Genomic DNA, 20089 nt, shown 5'->3' with positions numbered 1-20089 from the left:
ATCATTGCTCCATTAAAAACATGAGGGAAAAATGGAAGGTGATATGTTTCTAAAGCCGTTATGAATGGACTTTGATTTCCATAAAAATCATGAAATGGCACAATTAAAATAGCTAAACTCAGTGAAACAATATAAATAATTCCGAGGAGAATAAGCATACTTCTTCCCGCTTTCGGTGCGTCTTCTTGTTTTTCTAAACGAACCGTCATGATTCCCATGACTTCGATGCCGCCGAAAGCATAAAAGGCATAAAGCAAAGCGCCCCATAAACCTAAAAACCCGTGGGGAAATACTTCACTTATCGTTCGCGGCACTCCTTGTTTGGCACCTTCGTCAAGAAATCCAAATAAAGCGAGACTAGCTAATATAATAAACATTAAAATAGCAGCCACTTTTGTGACAGCAAATACATTTTCCATTCGTTCAAAACCTTTTGTCCCAATTAATACAACAGCAATGCCTAAAACAGCATAAATAGAGGCAAAGACCCACAGTGGAATACCGTCAAACCAAAAACGCGTAAAAAGAGATAAAGCCGTGAGCTGACTCCCCATGATCAGCATCTCTGAACTCCAGTATACCCATCCGCTGCTAAATCCGGCCCATCTTCCATAAGCTTTCTTTGCATAGGAACGAAAAGAGCCTTTTTGAGGATCTTGAGCACTCATTTTAGCAAGAGCGTCAAATACAATAAACGTACATACTGCTGCTAATAAAAAGGCGATTAATACAGCGGGGCCGGCTGCTTTTATTGCAATACTTGACCCTAAAAAATAGCCTGTACCGATGATGCACCCTACTCCGATTAAAGATAGCTGCCACCATTTTAATTTCCCTTCAACCTGACTTCCGCAGCCTATTTTCTTTTTCATACTATCACTCCTTACACCTCGATGTAGTGTGTGATAGTTTGAAAAATTTATGCGTAAAAAGAGGCGGCTTTCTACTATTTTTCAGCAGATAGAAAACGCTTTAAATTCAGTTCTCCTTTCTCCCCTTTTAAATAATGAATTGCTGTACAGCTTGCCAGCCGAAATATATACCAAATCCTATTAGAGAAAGACCGGATATAACGGAAACTGCGGTCAAAAACGTCGCTGCTAAATACCTTCGAAAAGTGCTTGCTAAAGCTGCCATAGCAATATCCCAGCATAAAATCCCTGTAAAAATAGCACAGCTGTATAAAATAAGCTGTTCTGTTTCGTATGTATTAGCTGTTTTGGCTAAAACAGAGCCATAAATACCGAGCCAAAACAGAATAGTAAGCGGGTTTGTTAATGAAAGTAAAAAACCTGAAAAAAAACACTTTACGACCGAATCTCCTTTTGCGTTTCTATGCTGTGTAATTTTCCCTGCGCTCATTAACCCTTCAATACCGGTATAAATTAATACGAAGCATCCAAACGAAAAAAGAAACGTTTTCATAAAATCGCTGCTTAAAAAATGAACGGACCCAAAATAAACTACAAGCATATAAAGAGCGTCAACCGATGTTGCTCCTATCCCTAAGAACCAAGCATGTAGAAAACCATTTTTGATTCCTTTATCAAGCTGAGCGGCGTTGATGGGACCGATTGGTGCGGCTAACGATAGCCCTAATAACATATAGCTGAAAAAAGCTCCCACATGTATCCCTCCCTGCTTCTGAGGTTTTATAAATTGAACTATGATAAATGTATGCAGCCTGCTTAGCTTGTACTACGTAATTTTTATTTTTTTTCTAAATCCTTTTGTATAGCGACGAAAAAGCAGCGCATGTTAACTGTAAATACTATACAGAAGGATGAGAGAGGCATGAATTCATACACTCATATTAAAGAAGCACTACAATTAGCTGAGCAGGCTGTTTATCAAGGACAGATGAATTTGAATGGAGCTAATTTTCAAAATGCTCAAATGCATTTGAATATCGTTCAGCAGCAAATTGATGAACAAAAAGAAGCGACGTCTGGTGATAAAGAATTAAGACGAATGGAAGAACACTTAAGACACTTACGCGAAACCCAGCAGGCTATTCAGCAAAATTTTTAATAAGGATAATAACAACCTTTTTTCACTTTTATACGAAAAACTGAAAAAGCTCTACGAACTCAGTGAGTTCGTAGAGCTTTTGATCTTCACCTGCAGCTTTTAAGAGCTGCGTAAAGATTACAATTTTTTTATTCTTATACATACTTTCCGTAATCAGGACGAGCAATTTCATCAAAATTCTTCGTAAGCTTCAATAAATTAGTTGAAAGCCATTCGCCGGAAACGGGTTTTCCATGTCCTGTCACCGCCACAGACGGATGAAGTGACTGAAGCACTTCAACTGATTTTTGGGCAGATGCCCAGTCCGTAGTTAAATAACGAGGAGGACCGCTAATCTCCAATTCTTGCTCTAGTACATCCAGTAAATATTCTTGCTTAGTGGTAACAAAAGCATCTCCAGCGATAAGTGCAAGATCCTGCTTTCTAAAAAGAGAAATATGTCCTGGAGAATGACCAGGGGTGTGAATCCATTCCCATTCCGGCATATGAGGTACAGAGCCGTCGACTGGTAAAGCTTGCACATGAGAGCCTAAATCAATGGCTTCCGTTGGAAATAGTGGAGAAAGCTTTGCCACGAGCCCGCCTTCCACTGTACCATCCGGTGCAGGATAATTTTTTTCACCCGTCACATATGGAAGTTCAAGTGGATGTGCATATACCGGTATGTTCCACTTCTCCACTAGTTCAATAATAGATCCAATATGATCAAAATGTGCATGTGTAAGAATAATTGCTTTTGGTTTTTTTCCTTTTCCAAACCTTTCCTCTGCCTCTTCGATAATCATAGAAGCCGAATTAGGCATTCCCGCATCCACAAGTACAAAACTATTGTCTTTATCTGGATTTCCTATAAAACATATGTTAACAATCTGTGTAGTGTAGCTGTAGATATCCCGCGTCACTTCGACTCCTTTTCCACTGGCTATAGAGCTCATGGGAATAAAGCTTTCCGTTGATGAACTTCCGTGCATCTCTCTATCCAATTATAATTCCCTCCTTTAACGTGTCACTTCATATGCGCCATACACGTTTATGCTATCCACCTTTGCTTTCGTTATTCTTTTTTTAACTAGCTCTCTTTTATGTATCCATAAAAAAAGAAAGGAGAAAAACTCCTTTCTTTTTTTACACCAATTATACTTTTGCTGGAACTTTAACGCCCATGATCGCTTTTGGCTCTAGATATTCTTCGATACCAAATGCTCCCCATTCGCGTCCAATACCAGATTGCTTAAATCCACCGAATGGTGCAGCTCTGTCTTGCTCGGCATCGTTAACAATGATTTGACCAGCTCTAATATTTTTAGCAACATAGTCAAGTGTTTCTTGGTCTTTTCCGACCGCATAGCCTGCAAGTCCATAAATTGTATCATTTGCAATTTCAAGAGCTTGCTCTAGATCATCATACGTAATAATAGTTGTTACAGGTCCAAAGATTTCTTCTTGTGCAATAACCATATCATTCGAAACATCAGTAAAGACTGTCGGTTTAACAAAGTATCCTGTCTCTAAGCCGTCTGGTTTGCCCGTTCCGCCAGTAAGAAGTGTTGCACCTTCGTCCATTCCTTTTTTAATATAATCCTGTACGCGATCCCACTGTTTTTCCGCTACGAGCGGTCCAGTTACGTTGTCTTTGTCTAACGGATTACCAACTGGGAATGATGGCAGAACCTTCTTCACTGCTTCTTCAAATTTTTCCTTCATGGAGGCAGGAATGATAATACGTGTTGCTGCCGTACATACTTGCCCTGTATTCATTGCAATGTGTGAAACTGCTATTTTAGCCGCTTCTTCTACATCCGCATCCTCTAATACAACTAGCGGTGATTTCCCGCCTAGCTCAAGCGCTACTTTTTTGATTGTTTTAGCCGCGTTTTGCATAATTTTCTCACCTACAGCACCTGATCCTGTGAATGATACAAAATCAATGTCCGGGTGAGAACTAATACCGTCACCGATTGTGCTTCCCGTTCCGTTTACAAGGTTAAAGGCACCTTTTGGTACGCCAGCTTCATCAATGATTTCTGCTAATATCATCGCTGCATACGGTGTAAGTTCAGATGGTTTTAATACCATTGGGCTTCCTGCTGCGATAGCTCCTGCAATTTTAGTAGACGTCTGATTTGTTGGGAAGTTCCATGGTGTAATAAGTCCGCTTACTCCAATAGACTCTTTCACGACCTTGTAGCTTCCATGATCTTTTTCAAATGTGTAATCTTCAAGTGCATTAGCTGCTTCTTTAAAGTGGCTAAGTCCCATTTCATAGTGAACTTCTTCTGAAATCTTTAAAGGAGCGCCAAGCTCTTCAGTCATAACTTCGATAAGTTCCTGTTTACGCTTTTCATATCCTTTTGCAATATTGCGAAGCATTTTGATTCGCTCTTCTTTTGTTGTTTTTGAAAATGTGGGAAGAGCTGCTTTAGCTGCTGCCACGGCTTTATCTAGATCTTCTTTTGTACCTAAGCTAATTTTACCAATTGATTTTTCAGTAGCAGGATTGATCACATCTGACGTTTCGTTTCCTGTTGATTCAACCCATTCTCCGTTAATAAAGTGTTTTAAGTTTGTACGCATTGATTTGATCTCTCCTTTTAGTTTGTTACTTTTATTTTGTTAATTGTTGAACTATGTCATCTAGTTTTTATCTACCCGCCTGTCTGCTTCTCAAACACCGCTTCTATTATTTTTGTTTCTTTCACTGCCTTATCCCTTTTCCAATCGGCTTTTCGCAGGTGAATTTTTTTCCTCTGCAGCTTTTTAGTTTTTTATAACCAACAGAGATTGAGTCCTAACGAAATCAAGCCAATTTAAAGATGAACAAATGGGATAAAGTAGTGGATTATTTGTTATACCGCTGTTGATTTTCGTGCAAGCCTTCGCTTTCCAAGGTTGTCGATGAGCCCCCTCATCGCTTACGCTCCTGCATGGTCTCATTAAATGAAACCTACATACAACGTAACCAAAAAAAATCCGAACGAGTTTGATTCTCTATCAAGAATCTCGATTCCTCATTCGGATCTTCTTTCCACTAAAATACTTTAGGCCCAACCTCTTTTGTATTAACGTACTTCTTGCAAACGATGTACCACTCTGCTTTCAATTAACGGTTCTGTTTGCTGTCTGTATTGTTGATAGTGAGGTGTTTCAATGTGAGCTTCAATATCTTCTTTGCTTTTCCATTTCTCATAAAAAACAAATGTACCTGCTTTGTCTGTATCCTGGTAGAGAGTGTATTGAATACATCCTTTTTCTCCTCTTGATGGTTCAATAACTTTTACTAACTCTGATCGAAGCTCTTCTTCTTTTCCTGGCTTGGCTTTCAAAATGGCGTTAATAATAATTTCTGACATCGTTTTTCCTCATTTCTTTAAAAAATATTTCCCATAAAAAGCTTCCCTCTTTTTGTATTTATTACACTGACCATCATATTTTTTGTATGATGATTGATTTCTCTAGTCCAAGACAGCAAAACATCCATGTTATCAACAGCGCTCTTTCTTCATGCTGTTGATAAAAGAAGCCTGTAGGCTATAAGCCTACAGGCTTCTTTACATCTTATTTCAATAATTGTTTCACAACTGCTTTTGCTACACTGATTGTTGACTGAGGATTTTGACCTGTTATCAAGTTTCCGTCTGCTTGTACATTATCTGTCCAGTTTGGAGCAGTTACTACATTTGCACCCAGTTCACGCAGACGCGTTTCCAAAAGAAACGGCATGAAGCGGTCCAATGTTGTTTCACGTTCTTCATTATCTGTAAACGCAGCGACATCTTTTCCTTCGACCAACGGCTTTTCATCTGATAATGTAACACCTACTAAGCCTGCCGGTCCATGGCATACAGCGGCTACTACTTTGTCTCCTTCGTATAGTTCACGAATTAAAGCGTGGAGCGTTTGATTATCTGGCAGATCAAACATCGTGCCGTGACCGCCTGGTAAGAAAACAGCATCGAATTTAGCACTGTCTGTAATTGTATCAAGTTTTAGGGTATTCTCTAGATGCTTAGCTGTATTTAAGATTTCTTGAGAAGTCTCTCCTTCAAGGCTACGAGCATCCACCGGCGCTTTTCCTCCTAGAGGACTTGCCACAGTAATCGTAAATCCAGCATTTTTGAACTCTACATACGCTTCACCAAATTCTGAAAGCCAAAGGCCTGTTGGATGATTTTCTTTCATTTTGTCAGCCGTTGTTACGACCATTAATATATGTTTAGACATAGTAACGTCCTCCTGTAAATAAAGATAGTATTTTCTGTTTCCGCCTTACACACCATATTGTAAGAGAGGAATTACTATAATACAAATTAGAAAATATCTGCCTATCCATAAATATTTTTATAGATAATGTAGAGGTCTTTGTTAATAAAGCATCTGCGAAAGAAACAACCATATAACACCTGAACTTATTTTTTATACACTCGAAAAAACCGCCCTTTTGAGTAAGCGCGGTTTTTTCCAGAAAAGCATAGAATCTATCTTTTATTTTAAAGAACAGATTGAGCGTCCATTTGTTTCACTTTCTTTTCTCCCGTTCTTTTAAGACTTACCATAAAAATAAACGAAATACAGTATAGCCCCGCCAAGTACGTCATCGCTACTGTCATATCATAGCTTTGCAAAAGATAGCCGACAAGAATGGGTGATAACCCTCCGAGCGCTCGCCCAAAGTTAAAAATGGTGTTCGTTGCAGTGCTGCGAACTTCTACTGAATAGTGGCTGCTGATCAATGCTCCGTATCCCGCGAACATTCCGTTTGAGAAAAATCCGACCACAGCTCCTCCTATAAGCAGCCCTACACCTCCTTCGGCATACGAGTATAAAAATACCGCACAAGCTGAAGCAAGAAGAAAGATTCCAAAAGTACGTTTCGATCCAAAACGGTCCATAAATTGACCAAATGTTAGCATGCCTATAATCATTCCCACGGCTGTACTGATTGTCCAAAGAGCTGAACTTGAAACAGAGAGGCCTTGTGATTGCTGAAGCATAGATGGAAGCCATATCATCAGTCCGTTATAGCCTGCAATTTGGACTGTAGCCATCACTGCCAGCGAAATAGTCGTCATCGCCGTCCTAGGCGTAGCGAATAATTGACGAAGCTTACCATTATTTTTAACAACCGCTGTTTTCTCTTTTTGAGCTTGTAGCCACTCAGGAGATTCGTTTAAATTTTTTCGTACGATAAAAGCAAAAATGACCGGGATGACTCCCACAAAAAACAGCGCTCTCCATCCGAAAATCGGCAGGATTAGAGAACTTAAAAGCGCCGCAAGGATCACTCCAAATTGTGCGCCAATACTAACATAGGATGAAGCTCGTCCTTGCTTATGTTTCGGCCACGCTTCTGCTACAAGAGCCATACCAATCCCGTACTCTCCTCCAGCCCCAATTCCGGCAATAAATCGCGAAGCATACACTTGTTCAACATTTGCTGCAAAACCTGTTAATGCCGTTCCGACTGCAAATAGAAGAACCGTGTAGGTAAAAACCCGCACTCTTCCAAATTTATCTGCTAAAATTCCGAAGATGACTCCACCTATCAGCATTCCTATATTCGTAATAGAAGAAATAAGTCCACCTGTTGCTAAATCAATGTGAAATTCAGCAATAATCATTGACATAGCAAACGAGATAAACATAATGTCCATCCCTTCTAACGTCAAACCTGCTACTGATGCTACAACTGTCTTGTTACGATAATTCATGTTGTTCCACCCTCCAGTGTATTCTTTCCGTATCAACGCTCTTTCTTTTTTGAAGGAATGGATAAATAACATATCTCCATTCTCTTTTGAAGCCTCTCTGGACTTCGTTTAAAAGAGGTAAGTAACACATAAAAGCCCTTTTGTCGCAGAGGGCAAAAGGGCACAGATAGGCATAGAAGCAGTAAATGAGTGATCCGTCCTTTTCGGCCTCTCTGGACCGTCTTAAAGGCAGTTATTATATTAATTATTATGTTAACACGCCGCACAGAACCTTTCAATAAGAAAAATATCTTCTTTAAAGCAGCTATGTCTATGTACATCTCTCAATTTTTACATTCGTACTATTTCGTTCATTATTTTTTAAATGTGGTTAAAACCAAAGCCTAATGTATCATGTTCAAAGCCTTTTTTAGGCGCACCTATCGTTCCATACACACAAACGCTAATCCATTCGTCGCTTGATCCTGAAAACTCAATTTTTCCGCGCACGATTGAAAATGTGAGTCCTACCGTCCGTAAAATATCACCCAGCTGCAGCGTTCCTCGACTAACTCCTTGAATGGCTTCAAGTATAGCATGATAAAGAGCGTGAACTTCCCGGTACGACTGGGCATTAATAATTTTGTTTGTCTTGGCGCTCGTTTCAATTGCCGCCACGACTTTAGACAGCTCCATCGCTCCGACTTTTCCTACTGTGTAGCTGTATCCTCTCTCATTAATTTCCTTTTCAATACCTTCAGCTAGTTCCGTATTATGTAAAAGAACGAGTAAAGATGTTAATCTTCCCATTGAAAAATCATTAACTTGTTGAAATTTATTGCTCAACTGTCATTCCCTCCCTTCTATCCCCTTATTATTTTAACAGACGGTACTTACAAAGGTGCTGATTATTCAACGAACGAGCGCTCACTTAAAGGATTAGGAGATTTATGTGTACTGTCCACCACTGTTACGAAGTAGAACTTGCATAAACAAGTAACCTACCTTTTAGTAAGCGCTTACTTTAATTTTAAGGAAGAAATCATTTTTCTCTACTTACGTTAAGACAAGCTGTGATTCAACTTTTAACTTTCCCAGCATCTCTCTCGTCATTTTTTCTAGGTTATATTCTGTTTTAAACCCCCACTCTTCTATTGCACAGCTGGAATCTATATGGTTAGGCCAGCTTTCCGCAATTGCTTGTCGAACAGGATCTACTTGATAATTCAGCACAAATTCCGGAATCGTTTTTCTGATTTCAGTCGCCATTTGTTCTGGATCAAAGCTCATGGCAGAAACGTTAAATGAATTTCGATGCTTCAGCTTAGAACCGTCTGCTTCCATTAGTTGGATAACAGCGTTCAGTGCATCAGGCATATACATCATATCCATATATGTTCCTTTGTCGATATAAGACGTATAGCGCTTATGTTTAACGGCTTCATAATAAATTTCAACAGCGTAGTCCGTTGTCCCTCCACCTGGAGGCGTTACGTATGAAATTAAGCCTGGAAAACGCAGCCCTCGTGTATCTACTCCGAATTTATGGTGGTAGTAATCGCAAAGTAATTCACCCGCTACTTTATTAACACCATACATCGTGGTAGGACGTTGAATTGTATCCTGCGGCGTCCAGTCTTTTGGAGTCGTTGGACCAAATGCACCAATTGAACTTGGAGTAAAAAATTGACACTGAAGCTCGCGTGCTACTTCGAGCGCGTTTACTAATCCGCCCATATTTAGATTCCAAGCTAGAAGCGGTTTTTGCTCGGCTGTCGCTGATAACAGCGCAGCCAAGTGAATAATCGTATCAACTTTATGCTTTTTAGCGATCGTAAATAACGCAGTCTGATCCGTTACATCTAAAATCTCGAATGTACCTGAAGTCACGACATCGCTCGTCGTTTTGCGAATATCGGTGGCAATAATATTTTCTGAACCATATCTCTCTCTCATTTTCGCCGTTAACTCAGAACCGATTTGCCCTAAAGAACCCGTTATTAATACTTTTTTCATGTCAATATCCTCCTCGTGTACTGCCTAGATTCAACGTTTAGATTAATTTCATTTCCTTGCCTACTTTTTTGTAGATACGAAGTGCTTCATCTAACATTTCTTTCGTATGAGCAGCCATCGGCATATTGCGAACGCGTCCTGTCCCTCTTGGAACGGTTGGGAAAACAATTGATTTAGCGTATACCCCTTCTTCTATTAATCTCTTACTAAAAATCTGGGTTTGGTTTTCATCTCCTATGATGCACGGAGTGATAGGTGTTTCACTTTCCCCAATGTTAAAGCCTAGTTCTTTTAATCCTTGCTTTAAATACCGACTGTTTTCCCACATTTGCTGCTGCAGCTCTGTACTTGTGCTTAGGATTTCAATTGCTTTCATACAGGCAGCAGCCGTGCCTGGTGTAATAGCAGTCGAAAACAAAAACGGACGGCTTCTTACTTTTAACCAGTCGATTAAGTCTTTTTTTCCGGCTACGTACCCACCTACAGCTCCAATCGCTTTTGATAATGTTCCAATCTGGAAGTCTACTTTTTCAGATAAGCCAAAATGTTTAACTGTGCCCATGCCGTTCCCTAATACGCCCGACCCGTGAGCATCATCTACGTATGTGATTAAGTCAAATTCCTCTGCGATTTCTACAATTTCCGGAAGCTTAGCAATGTCTCCATCCATTGAGAACACACCATCGGTAATTACCATTATTTTATTATATAAATCGGATTTTTGTGCTTCGCCTGCTTTTGCACGAAGATCTTCCATATCCGAATGCTTAAAAGGAATAATTTTTGCTTTTGATAGCCGGCATCCGTCAATAATTGAAGCGTGATTCAGCTCATCTGATAAAATTGCATCATGTTTATCCATAACCGCGGAGATGGCTGCCATATTACAGTTAAACCCAGACTGATAAGCTATAGCTGCTTCTGTATGCTTAAACTCGGCTAGCTTTTCCTCTAGCTTAATATGAATATCTAGAGTTCCATTAATCGTTCGGACAGCTCCAGCCCCCACTCCGTATTTTTTAGTGGCTTCGTTGCACGCATTAATAAGCCTCTCGTCTGTAGCAAGCCCCAAATAATTGTTGGATGATAAATTAATTAATTGCTTTCCCTCAATTTGAATCACAGGTCCATTGGGCCCCTCTACCGGATTAATGACATTGTATAATCCTTTATCTTTTAAATCTTCTAAATTATTATTCAAGAATTCTTTTAAACGTCTGCTTGTCATCTTCCATACCCCCTCATTGTTGTTCAACACGTCTTATAAACTTCTCTTTTCCCCATTAAAAGATTCATCTAAGCACTTACAGTATATGAGTTAAAAATCAAGTGTATTCCTGAGAAAGACAAATGTTTCTTTTGAAAGCGCTTAAAATTCAATGCTTATAGAATTCATAATAATCAACAACTAGGTAAATGTCCATACTAAAAAAACAAAAAATAAAAAATTTTCTGCATTGATAAAAATCCTTCTTATTATGAATGAGTTTGCGTGAACGTTATCAGACAATATCTTTTTTCTTTCTTTCTTTGATATTTTTTTAAAAGAAGAGACTGATATATAACGAAATCAATCCAATCAACAGCTAAAAGCAGCTAGATATGTGAAAGCTACATTCACCATACCTATAAAAAATCCGAACGAGTTTGATTCCTAATCAAACTCGTTCGGATTGTCCTTCAACTAAAATACTTGTGTTTCAGCCTCTTTCGTTACTTTTGCACAGATATATTTTTTATTTTTTCATGTCTTGTTTTTACTAGGAAGCATGAAACAGCAAAGCTTAGTAATGCAGCTAAAAATGTTCCACTGTAAATAATGTGAACACCTGATGCAAGAATTTCATGCAGCTTTGACAGTTCTTCTGCTGGTACTCCGCCTGTCTCAAACGAAGCATTTAAATTTTCTTGCCCTAATTTCTTTGCTTGTGAAAGTGTCACTAAGTTAAAGATTGTACCAAACACCGCAGAACCTAGCGTTTGACTAAATGTATTTGTAAACGTATTAAGAGCCACCGCTACTCCTCTTTTGCTAGCCGGGACCGCTGATTGAATAACCAGCATAAAAATAGGCGTAATAATACCCATTCCTAACCCAAGGACCCCAACGGCTACATAAATTAAAAATACGGGTGAGTGGGTGGAAACTAAAAACAGCATAAAACAAGCCGTACTTACAATGGCCGTGCCCAGCGTAAGGATGGAGTGCGTTTTAAGACGCCCTACTAAATTCCCTGAAAGCAGTGAACCAATCGTCCAGCATACTGGCATAGGCATTAATACAAAACCAGCAGCGGTTGCACTTTTCCCCAGCACTCCTTGACTCCAAATTGGAAGGTAGACCGTAATACTAATAACTACTGATCCGACAAGAAGTGTTAATAAGTTTATAACAGATACACTTCGAATGGAAAACAGTTCAAGCGGGATAAGAGGTTCGGGCGATTTCTTTTCTATATAAATAAAGCCAATGAATGTCAGAACAGCTAGAACAAATAACCCTATAATGGTCGGATCTCCCCAGTTTTGATGCTGACTTCCGGTTAAAAGCGCGTATAAAAACGCAATTGTTCCCACTGAAAACGTCACCGCTCCAATATAATCGATATAGCGTTTTTCTTTTACCACTTCTTCTTTATAGTTTACTAAAAGAACAAAAAAAGCCATTAGTCCAAACGGTATATTCAAAAAGAAAATATATCGCCAAGACAGCGTATCCACTAAGAATCCCCCAAGAAGAGGTCCGAGAACTCCCGCAACTCCCCAAACTGCGCTAATCCATCCTTGCGCTTTGGCTCTTTCTTTTGCTTCTTCATACAAGTCGCCAATAATAATCATTGTAAGCGGCATAACGACCCCGGCGCCCAGCCCTTGGATAGCTCTATAGACAATTAATTGCTGCATCGAAAAGCTAAGTCCGCAAAGTATCGATCCGATTAAGAAAATAACGATTCCAACAAGCATCACTTTTTTGCGGCCGAATAGATCCGCTAACTTTCCGTATATAGGTGTAGATACAGCAGTTGTCAGCATATAAATGGCATATACCCAGCTAACTAGCTCAATGCCCGACAAATCACTTGTAATTCTTGGAACAGCCGTACTGACAATGGTTCCTTCCATTGCAGCTAAAACAGTGACAAGCAGCAGCGCTGTCATGATTCGTTTCCTCATCTTTCTCTCTCCTTGTAACTGCGGGCATACCATGGTTTTTTTTATAGAAAATAAAAGCGGTTTCAATATATGGATACCCTTTTAGCCTTTATATGTATGTGATGCCCCGCGTATAGTTGCTGCCATATGCAGCCAAATAATTATTTTACTATAAATTTTTTCAAAGCGATAGATAATTTCAAAAATATGACTTTCCTTTCATTGATAGAAACATGCGTACATGATGTTTTATTTCCTTTTCAAATTACAAAAAAGCACCCCGTAACACCTGGTACGGGATGCTTTTACGTATTTTGTATGATTAACTTAGTCGGGGATCTTTTAATAAACGTTCCATTTCTTCCATATGATTTGTTTCATCTGCAATCATATCTTCAAGCTTTACAACAAGCTCTGTTAACCCTAACTCTTCTGCTTGTTTTTTACGCTCTTCGTAGCGCTGGATAGTTTCTTTTTCAGCCTTGCTCGCTTCTTTAAGCATTTCCGTCACGTTTGAAACGTGCTTCACCTCAGCCGGCTTTGTTGTTGGCTCACCGCCAAGGTTTTTAATTTTTTCCGATAAATAAAGGGCGTGTCCTTGCTCGTCAGGAATTTCTCCTTCAAAGAAAGGTTTTAAAATTTGATATTCTAGGCCGGTTACTGTAGACGCATAGTAAGTGTACTGAATAACCGCCGAATATTCACCCGCTAAATCGGTATTAAGTCCCTCTATTAGTTGTCTCATTTTCTCTTCCATTTGAATAAACACCCTTTCATTTGCTGTTAGTAGACATGTACCCTTTCTGCCTAGTACTAAACCACAATAAGGCGATATTCTGCTCCTTCTTTTTAAAAGTAGGGAAATTACTGAATGGAACGAAAATGTTTGATTTCTATATTTTTAAAGAGAGACGTTCCTCCTTGAGAGAAAAGCGTAATTCCTTGGTCGTTGTGACGCGGAAACACCTCGCTAGAATGCACGGTTTTCCCATCATCAACAAAGACTTCAATACTTGTTTTATCTACTAATATCTTCAAATAAACATTTTTCTTGCCTGCATCAAAGTAATCACGGCTTTCCACATACTCTTTGCTTTGATCAGGCTGATTGCTATAGCTTCTGTTCACATATGAGACGTTATCTTTTGCAAAAATACCCACATCAATGTGCCGCTTTTGATCGGCGGACTCTCGAAGTCGTAAGCCTACATTTTCTGCATCTGACCATGAAATATCTGTATCAAGCTGATAAGCTTCACCTTTTATCTTTAACTTTTTCTCTCCATTCACTTCTACTTGTTCAAGAGAGTTTGTTGAATCAGTTAGCTGATTTAATTCTTCGACAGGCTTTGATAACAGGCTGTACTGATTGTCGTCTTGTTTTGAAAGCATAATTTCACGGGTTACTGAATCGAAGCCGTTAAACCCTTCTTTCATCGTTGGCGTCTTATCTGGATAATCCCAGTTATTCATCCATGCAAAAGCGTAGCGTTTTTTTAAGGAACCTTTATTTTTACCGTCTTCAAACGTGACTGCTCCGTACCAATCGAAGCCATGATCGAGCCATTGCGGCTCGTCCAGGTCGGGAGTGAATGTTGTTCCATCGTAAATTCCTGTCCAATAAGCATAGGTGTTTGGCTTTCCGCTTTCTTTTCCATTTGCACTTGTCCCGAGAACCCACTTAACTGTCCCGTCATCTGCCTTCATTTGAAAAAGGTCTGGACATTCGGTAATGCCAATATCTTTAGTTACAAATCCTCCCGTATACGTCCAATCCTTTAGATTAGAAGATTCATAAAATCCGATTTTTTCACCTTCTGACATGACGAGAACCCACTTTTCATGTTCATTATCCCATATGACTTTGGGATCTCTAAAATCTTTGGTGCCTGGATTAGGCATGATAGGATTTTTGCTATATGATTTAAAGGTTTTTCCTCTATCGGTACTATACCATAGATACTGTTCTTGCTTTTGTCCATCGGCAGAAGGCTGGGTCATAATCGCTACAATTGCGCCTTTACCAAACCCTGCTGTGTTCTCTTTATCTTCTACAACCGATCCGGACCATATATCGCCATTTTTATTTGTATACTTTGGAATAGCTACTCCTTCATCTTTCCAATGAACCAAATCTTTAGACGTTGCATGTCGCCATTCCGTCCCGTTCCCTTTAGGATAATCATGATTGTATAAGTAATAGTAATGATATTTCCCGTCAAAATAAATGGGCTTTTGAGGATCATTTTTCCATTTATCAGGCGTGCTGAAGTGATACACTGGGCGGTAAGTGGATTCACTTTTATTCTCTTTTTCTTTTCCATGGTCTTTTGTATCCTCTTTTTTGGATACGGCTGCTATAATGAGTCCGGCTATTACAACTAAAAGAACGGCAAGCGCTATCCATTTATAAGCACCTTTTTTCTTCAAACAAACCCCACCTTTCTCTTTTTTGTCTACATCGAATAAAACAAAAGAAAATGGTGATTACAATCACCATTTTCTTTTGTTGCTATTGCGAAGCGCTCAGTCTTCATCTACTGTTAACTGACCTTGCTCAAGAACACTATCTTTTACAACAGATGTTTTTGAACCGTTAATATTTACTAAGAAGCTTGGTGCAAATGTAGAGTGATTGTCTTCATAAAAGCCTCTATTTGTCATGTAGCTTGTAATAACGACATTATCGCCTTTTGTTTGAGGTACAGCAAAGTGAGAATACGTAAATGTTTTATCATTAGGATCTAAATCCATATGAAGAACTAATCCTGTATCATTTAAAGGCTTATATTTTCCTGTTAACGTATTTGAAACATAGCCTAGCATATACACATCATCTTGTCCGATTCCATCAATTGTCATTTTAGATCCGCGAGAATCGGTGAACAAATACCATTTTCCATCTTTTTTGAAGATGTTTGCACGTTCAATTTCGTCTGTAACTGTGTTTGATGTAATAAGCGGCTTCATTACTTTTTTGAGCGTATAGTCGTCATTTAACTCAATAATGCCTAAAGCCCCGTTTGCTAAAGAAGCTTTTTCTTTATTAGATCCTTCAAGAAGCTTTTTCTTTTCAGATTGGAAGAAAGGATTGTTTCCTCCATAGTATGCTCTGTTATATAAAGAGTCTTCGCCTTGATAGCCATCTTCTGTTCCAGTGTTCGCTTCGAAAACAAGGTACTTATGTCCGTTGTCTTCTATGTAGTGAGGATCTCTTAGCGTATGGTTATCTCCTGTGTCATACCCGCCTTCATCAATAAACTGCTGAACCGTTTGATAAATCTTTCCGTCGCCATCAAAGATTGACTTGTAATCTTCTACTCCGTCAACTTTTAACGTAGTATCGTCTGGCTGAGACATGTTCACTTGAGCTGTCGTTAACGTTTGTTTTCCGTATTGTTTACCTGAATAATCCGTGTAGAATAAACGAACTTTACCATCTTTTGTTAACGTGGCAGAACCAGACCATTCTTGTGTTTGATTTTTAAGATGCGGGTCATTCGGAACGAATTTATCGCTGTCTTTAAACACTCTTCCAGCGTTTTTCCAGCTGTCAATAGATTTGTCTCCAGCTTTTTTATAGAAAAGATAAACAGACGTGTCATTCGAATCTTTTGGGTCACCTGCTAGTGCAAACACAATTTGATATCCATGATAAGTCGCCACTGTTCCATCAGCATTTTGTAATGGCCAGCTGTCCCATACATCTAAGTCAATTGTATTTCCTGATGCATCTTTTCCTTTAGCAGAAGCAATGTTTTTAATAGTTGATTCATCAAAAGCAGGAACTTTAAACTGATCACTGTTTTGCTGCTGCGGAATTTTCACCATATTATCGCGAGTAATATGCGAAATGCCGTAGCTATTATTAAAGTCTTTACTGTCATTTCCTTTAGCAAATGTTTGATATCCTCCACCTACTAGTAGGGCTGCAGCCAATGTAGCTGCAGTTGTATGCTTAGCAACTCGTTTCATTTTCATATGTTTTCTCCTTTTGTGTTAGTAAAAAATATAAATTTATTAATTCAATTAGCTATCAAAAATCCGAAAACAGAACCGGTTCCGTTCAACCAAAAGATTACTTGGATAAATGACGAAAGTCAAACATGCCAAATGTAGCTATTTCTCATTTTTATCTTTTTCATTGAGCTGTAACTAGGACCAAAGTTTACTTGTAAGAGCCCTTTTTATGTAACCGTTTTCCTAACAAAAGTGTACGGCTTTTTTTACATTTCAAACCACGATTTCCAGACGTTTCGTTTTATACTTCTACATGATTAAACACTTTATCTTTCCAGCATTGAAAACGCTATTCCGTTTTTTATACTTTCCGACCATTTTGTTTTCATTAACCTCTTAAAAAATCAGTACCTTTTTTTTATTAGCCGGACATGAAAACGTTCTATTCTTTTTCCTTTCTGAAGATTAGGCTGATAATAATAAAGGTCTAAAGTATGTTTTCAGAAAAAAATATTCCTTCTTTTTACCTACTCATTTTTATCTTTTTTAATGCATTGTACGCCCTCTCTTTTGTAAAAAGAGAGGGCGTACAATGTATTTTTTAACTATTAAGAGTCTAAGCCAGTTGCTTTTCCTTCACGGCTGGAATCAGCTGCTCCAAATAAACGGCCGTTTTCTTTATCGATTTGAATCCCTTGAACATTTCCGATTGGGAATGGCTCATCTCCAAAATTAAATCCCATGGCTTCTAGCTCTCCTTTGGCATTCATATCCACTCCGGCTTCCCAACCGATAAGTGATCCTGTACTATTGAAAATTCTTGGTTCTTCAATCGCTTCTTTTATATCCATTCCATAGTCTAAGACATTCATAAGTGTTTGAAACACAGACCCTACAATCGTTGGTCCGCCTGGAGATCCTAAAGTTAGTACAGGTTCGCTATCTTTAAAAACGATGGTTGGACTTTTACAGCTAACCGGACGCTTTCCTGCATCCGCTTGATTTAATCCTCCAGGAATAGCATCAAAATCAGTAAGCTCGTTGTTGAGTAAAAACCCATGGTCTTTAACCATAATTCCTGTACCAAAAGGATGTTCCACAGTTGATGTACAAGCGACAATGTTACCCCAGCGGTCAACTACGGTGAAGTGAGTTGTTTCACTAAGCTCACGTTCAGGTTCATAAGGCTGACGCACCACGTTCACTTTTTGGCCTTTCTCATAATCCCACGGGTTGCCAAAATCAACTTTCTCATTTTTATGTTTCCAATTAATTAATTTTTGACGTTCCTTTATATATTCGTCATTTAAAAGCCCTTTTAGTGGAATGTCACTGTAGGCTGGATCTCCAGAGAATGCAATTTTATCTGAAAATGCAATGCGCATAGCCTCTGCAAACAAATAATACTTTTCCCAAGATTTCACGTCGTATTGAGACACATCAAAGTCCTCTAATAGCTTTAAGATTTGCAGCACGGTGGTTCCTCCTGCACTAGGCATGTTGGAAGAAGCAATTCGGTATCCTTTATAATCTCCCCACACGGGCTCATCGATCTTAATCTGGTATTCTTTCAAATCCGACAGTTCCATAAAACCGCCGTGCTCTTTGATCGTTGAAATAACGGCTTCTGCAATTTCACCTTCATAAAAAGCCTCGATACCTTTTTCTTGAAGAATACGAAATGTTTTAGCAAGATCTTTTTTATTAATCATATCTCCTTCTTGCATAGGCTTGCCGTTTGGGGAATATAGCTGCTTAGCATGTTCTCCTAGTCGGTAAGCGTATGTTTTTAAAATATCTCCAAGAACCCAGTTTGTTTCCACACCTGCTTCTGCTGCTTTGGCAGCCGGTTCAATCAATTCAGCAAGGGGTTTTGTTCCATACTCTTTACGAGCTGCTTCCATCGCCTTTAAAATCCCTGGAATTCCAATTGCCGTTGCATGAGTAGAACGCTTTCTAAACGGAATAACTTCTTTATTTTCATCAAGAAACATTTCAGGATAAGCTGCTTTAGGAGCCTGAGAATGCCCGTCAAAAATTTTAGTTGTTTTGCTTTCATTGTGATACACCATAAAAAAGCCGCTGCCTCCAATACCGGTCATCATCGGTTCTCCGACGTTGAGCCCAAACTGAACGGCAATTGCTGCATCAATTGCGTTGCCTCCAGCTCTTAGCACTTGTTCTCCGGCGTCTGTTGCAATTGGATGAGCACTGGCTACCATTCCTGTTTTTCCAACCGCTGTTTCTCTTCTATATGAACTCTTTCCTGAACGAGATAAGCTTTTTCCATTAATCATCTTTTACGACCTCCTAGTTACTTACTTTATCTGGGATATTGTTAAAATACCCTATTGCTTTTGGGATAAAACTGTTTAAATATGTATTGATTACCTTAGTAATTACGTTCATAGACCGATATCCCTAGAGTTATTTTTAAGCTCTCAAAAGCCATAAAATAAAAAACACCAGCCTTTTTATTCAGAGGAAAGGACTGGTGTTTTTTTGTTTCTTTTATTATATATTTTACACTTGTAACGAAGCTGCTTCATTACTTACGTTCAGCAAGTCATAAAGCTCTTGAAGTCTTCCTATTTCGTAGGTTGACACCCACTTTGTATCGTTCTTTTTTGCCTGAGGGTTAAACCAGCAGGTATCAATACCGGCTAGCTGTCCGCCTTGAATATCTGCACTCAAAGAATCTCCGACAATTAATGTTTTATGTACGGACAGCTCTTCTATATGTGAAAAAACATAATCAAAATATTCCTTCATAGGTTTTTGAAAACCTGTATCTTCTGAAACAAATACTTCTTTAAAATAAGGATATAGGCCTGAGTCTTGAAGGCGCTTATACTGTGTAGCCGAGACTCCGTTTGTAACAACGTACAAATCATAGTACCTGCTCAGATTTTTAATTACCTCAATTGCTCCGTCAATTAGCTGATGGCCATTGTTCAAATACGTTCGGTACTCTGCTTCAAGTAGCTTTCCGTCTTTTTCTATTCCATATTCTTTACATAGAATAGAAAAGCGAGTATTTACAACTTGCTCACGGCTTATTTTATTCTCTTCAAAAGCTGTCCATAACCCCTGGTTAATTAAACTATAACGTTTTTTGCTTTCCTCAGTCAGCGGAATATCGTGGTTAGCATAAAGAAGCTGTAAAGCCTGCTCTTCGGCTGCATTAAAATCTAAAAGCGTATTATCAATGTCAAATAGCAGCGTTCGGTATGTTTTCATTC

At 38.9% G+C, this 20089-nt stretch carries 17 protein-coding genes; 1 reads left to right on the top strand and 16 read right to left on the bottom strand.

The window, feature by feature from the left end:
* The coding region (locus LJC66_RS07495; protein ID WP_230932157.1) for an amino acid permease at window positions 1-872 on the bottom strand (872 nt) is incomplete at its 3' end.
* Window positions 873-999: 127 nt separating this feature from the next.
* The gene (locus LJC66_RS07490) at window positions 1000-1626 is read right to left on the bottom strand and encodes a LysE family transporter (protein ID WP_116737140.1); all 627 of its coding nucleotides are present in this window, start codon (window positions 1624-1626) and stop codon (window positions 1000-1002) included.
* 168 nt (window positions 1627-1794) lie between these two features.
* Between LJC66_RS07490 and LJC66_RS07485 the strand changes: the two genes are divergently transcribed.
* Window positions 1795-2031: a hypothetical protein gene (locus LJC66_RS07485; RefSeq protein ID WP_230932156.1), complete on the top strand. Its 237-nt coding sequence runs from the start codon at window positions 1795-1797 to the stop codon at window positions 2029-2031.
* 134 nt (window positions 2032-2165) lie between these two features.
* On the opposite strand, the gene LJC66_RS07480 is transcribed toward LJC66_RS07485, so the two are convergent.
* The 14 genes from LJC66_RS07480 to LJC66_RS07415 form a co-directional block, all read right to left on the bottom strand.
* Window positions 2166-3014 carry an MBL fold metallo-hydrolase gene (locus LJC66_RS07480; RefSeq protein WP_230932155.1) on the bottom strand — a complete coding sequence of 283 codons (849 nt, stop codon included), beginning with the start codon at window positions 3012-3014 and terminating at the stop codon, window positions 2166-2168.
* A gap of 151 nt (window positions 3015-3165) precedes the next feature.
* Window positions 3166-4605 (bottom strand): aldehyde dehydrogenase family protein, encoded by a 1440-nt coding sequence (locus LJC66_RS07475; protein ID WP_230932154.1) that lies wholly within the window; start codon window positions 4603-4605, stop codon window positions 3166-3168.
* Between the two features lie 485 nt (window positions 4606-5090).
* Window positions 5091-5381 (bottom strand): putative quinol monooxygenase, encoded by a 291-nt coding sequence (locus LJC66_RS07470; RefSeq protein ID WP_230932153.1) that lies wholly within the window; start codon window positions 5379-5381, stop codon window positions 5091-5093.
* Window positions 5382-5586: 205 nt separating this feature from the next.
* The gene (locus tag LJC66_RS07465; RefSeq protein WP_230932152.1) at window positions 5587-6252 is read right to left on the bottom strand and encodes a type 1 glutamine amidotransferase domain-containing protein; all 666 of its coding nucleotides are present in this window, start codon (window positions 6250-6252) and stop codon (window positions 5587-5589) included.
* 266 nt (window positions 6253-6518) lie between these two features.
* Window positions 6519-7739 carry an MFS transporter gene (locus tag LJC66_RS07460; RefSeq protein ID WP_230932151.1) on the bottom strand — a complete coding sequence of 407 codons (1221 nt, stop codon included), beginning with the start codon at window positions 7737-7739 and terminating at the stop codon, window positions 6519-6521.
* 360 nt (window positions 7740-8099) lie between these two features.
* The gene (hutP, locus tag LJC66_RS07455) at window positions 8100-8564 is read right to left on the bottom strand and encodes a histidine utilization transcription antiterminator HutP (protein WP_013056267.1); all 465 of its coding nucleotides are present in this window, start codon (window positions 8562-8564) and stop codon (window positions 8100-8102) included.
* 210 nt (window positions 8565-8774) lie between these two features.
* On the bottom strand, window positions 8775-9734 hold the full coding sequence (locus LJC66_RS07450; RefSeq protein WP_230932150.1) for an L-threonine 3-dehydrogenase: 960 nt from the start codon (window positions 9732-9734) through the stop codon (window positions 8775-8777).
* Window positions 9735-9771: 37 nt separating this feature from the next.
* Window positions 9772-10962, bottom strand: coding sequence for a glycine C-acetyltransferase (locus tag LJC66_RS07445; RefSeq protein WP_230932149.1), 1191 nt, complete (start codon window positions 10960-10962; stop codon window positions 9772-9774).
* 485 nt (window positions 10963-11447) lie between these two features.
* Complete coding sequence (locus LJC66_RS07440; protein WP_230932148.1) at window positions 11448-12908, bottom strand: MDR family MFS transporter; 1461 nt, start codon at window positions 12906-12908, stop codon at window positions 11448-11450.
* A 301-nt stretch (window positions 12909-13209) separates the two neighbouring features.
* The gene (locus tag LJC66_RS07435) at window positions 13210-13644 is read right to left on the bottom strand and encodes a ferritin-like domain-containing protein (RefSeq protein ID WP_013056263.1); all 435 of its coding nucleotides are present in this window, start codon (window positions 13642-13644) and stop codon (window positions 13210-13212) included.
* A 107-nt stretch (window positions 13645-13751) separates the two neighbouring features.
* Window positions 13752-15317 carry a glycoside hydrolase family 32 protein gene (locus tag LJC66_RS07430; protein ID WP_269067542.1) on the bottom strand — a complete coding sequence of 522 codons (1566 nt, stop codon included), beginning with the start codon at window positions 15315-15317 and terminating at the stop codon, window positions 13752-13754.
* Window positions 15318-15413: 96 nt separating this feature from the next.
* Window positions 15414-16868, bottom strand: a complete 1455-nt coding sequence (locus LJC66_RS07425) for a glycoside hydrolase family 68 protein (protein ID WP_195694893.1) — start codon at window positions 16866-16868, stop codon at window positions 15414-15416.
* 587 nt (window positions 16869-17455) lie between these two features.
* Complete coding sequence (gene ggt / locus LJC66_RS07420; protein ID WP_230932147.1) at window positions 17456-19144, bottom strand: gamma-glutamyltransferase; 1689 nt, start codon at window positions 19142-19144, stop codon at window positions 17456-17458.
* A gap of 226 nt (window positions 19145-19370) precedes the next feature.
* Entirely contained in the window at window positions 19371-20087 is a 717-nt protein-coding gene (locus tag LJC66_RS07415) for a YjjG family noncanonical pyrimidine nucleotidase (RefSeq protein ID WP_230932146.1), read from the bottom strand.
* Window positions 20088-20089: the final 2 nt, after the last annotated feature.

The organism is Priestia sp. TSO9 (assembly GCF_021029645.1).
GTDB lineage: Bacteria > Bacillota > Bacilli > Bacillales > Bacillaceae_H > Priestia > Priestia megaterium_E.
Note: the sequence above shows the minus strand (reverse complement) of the source record. Positions and strands in the feature narration are given on the sequence as shown.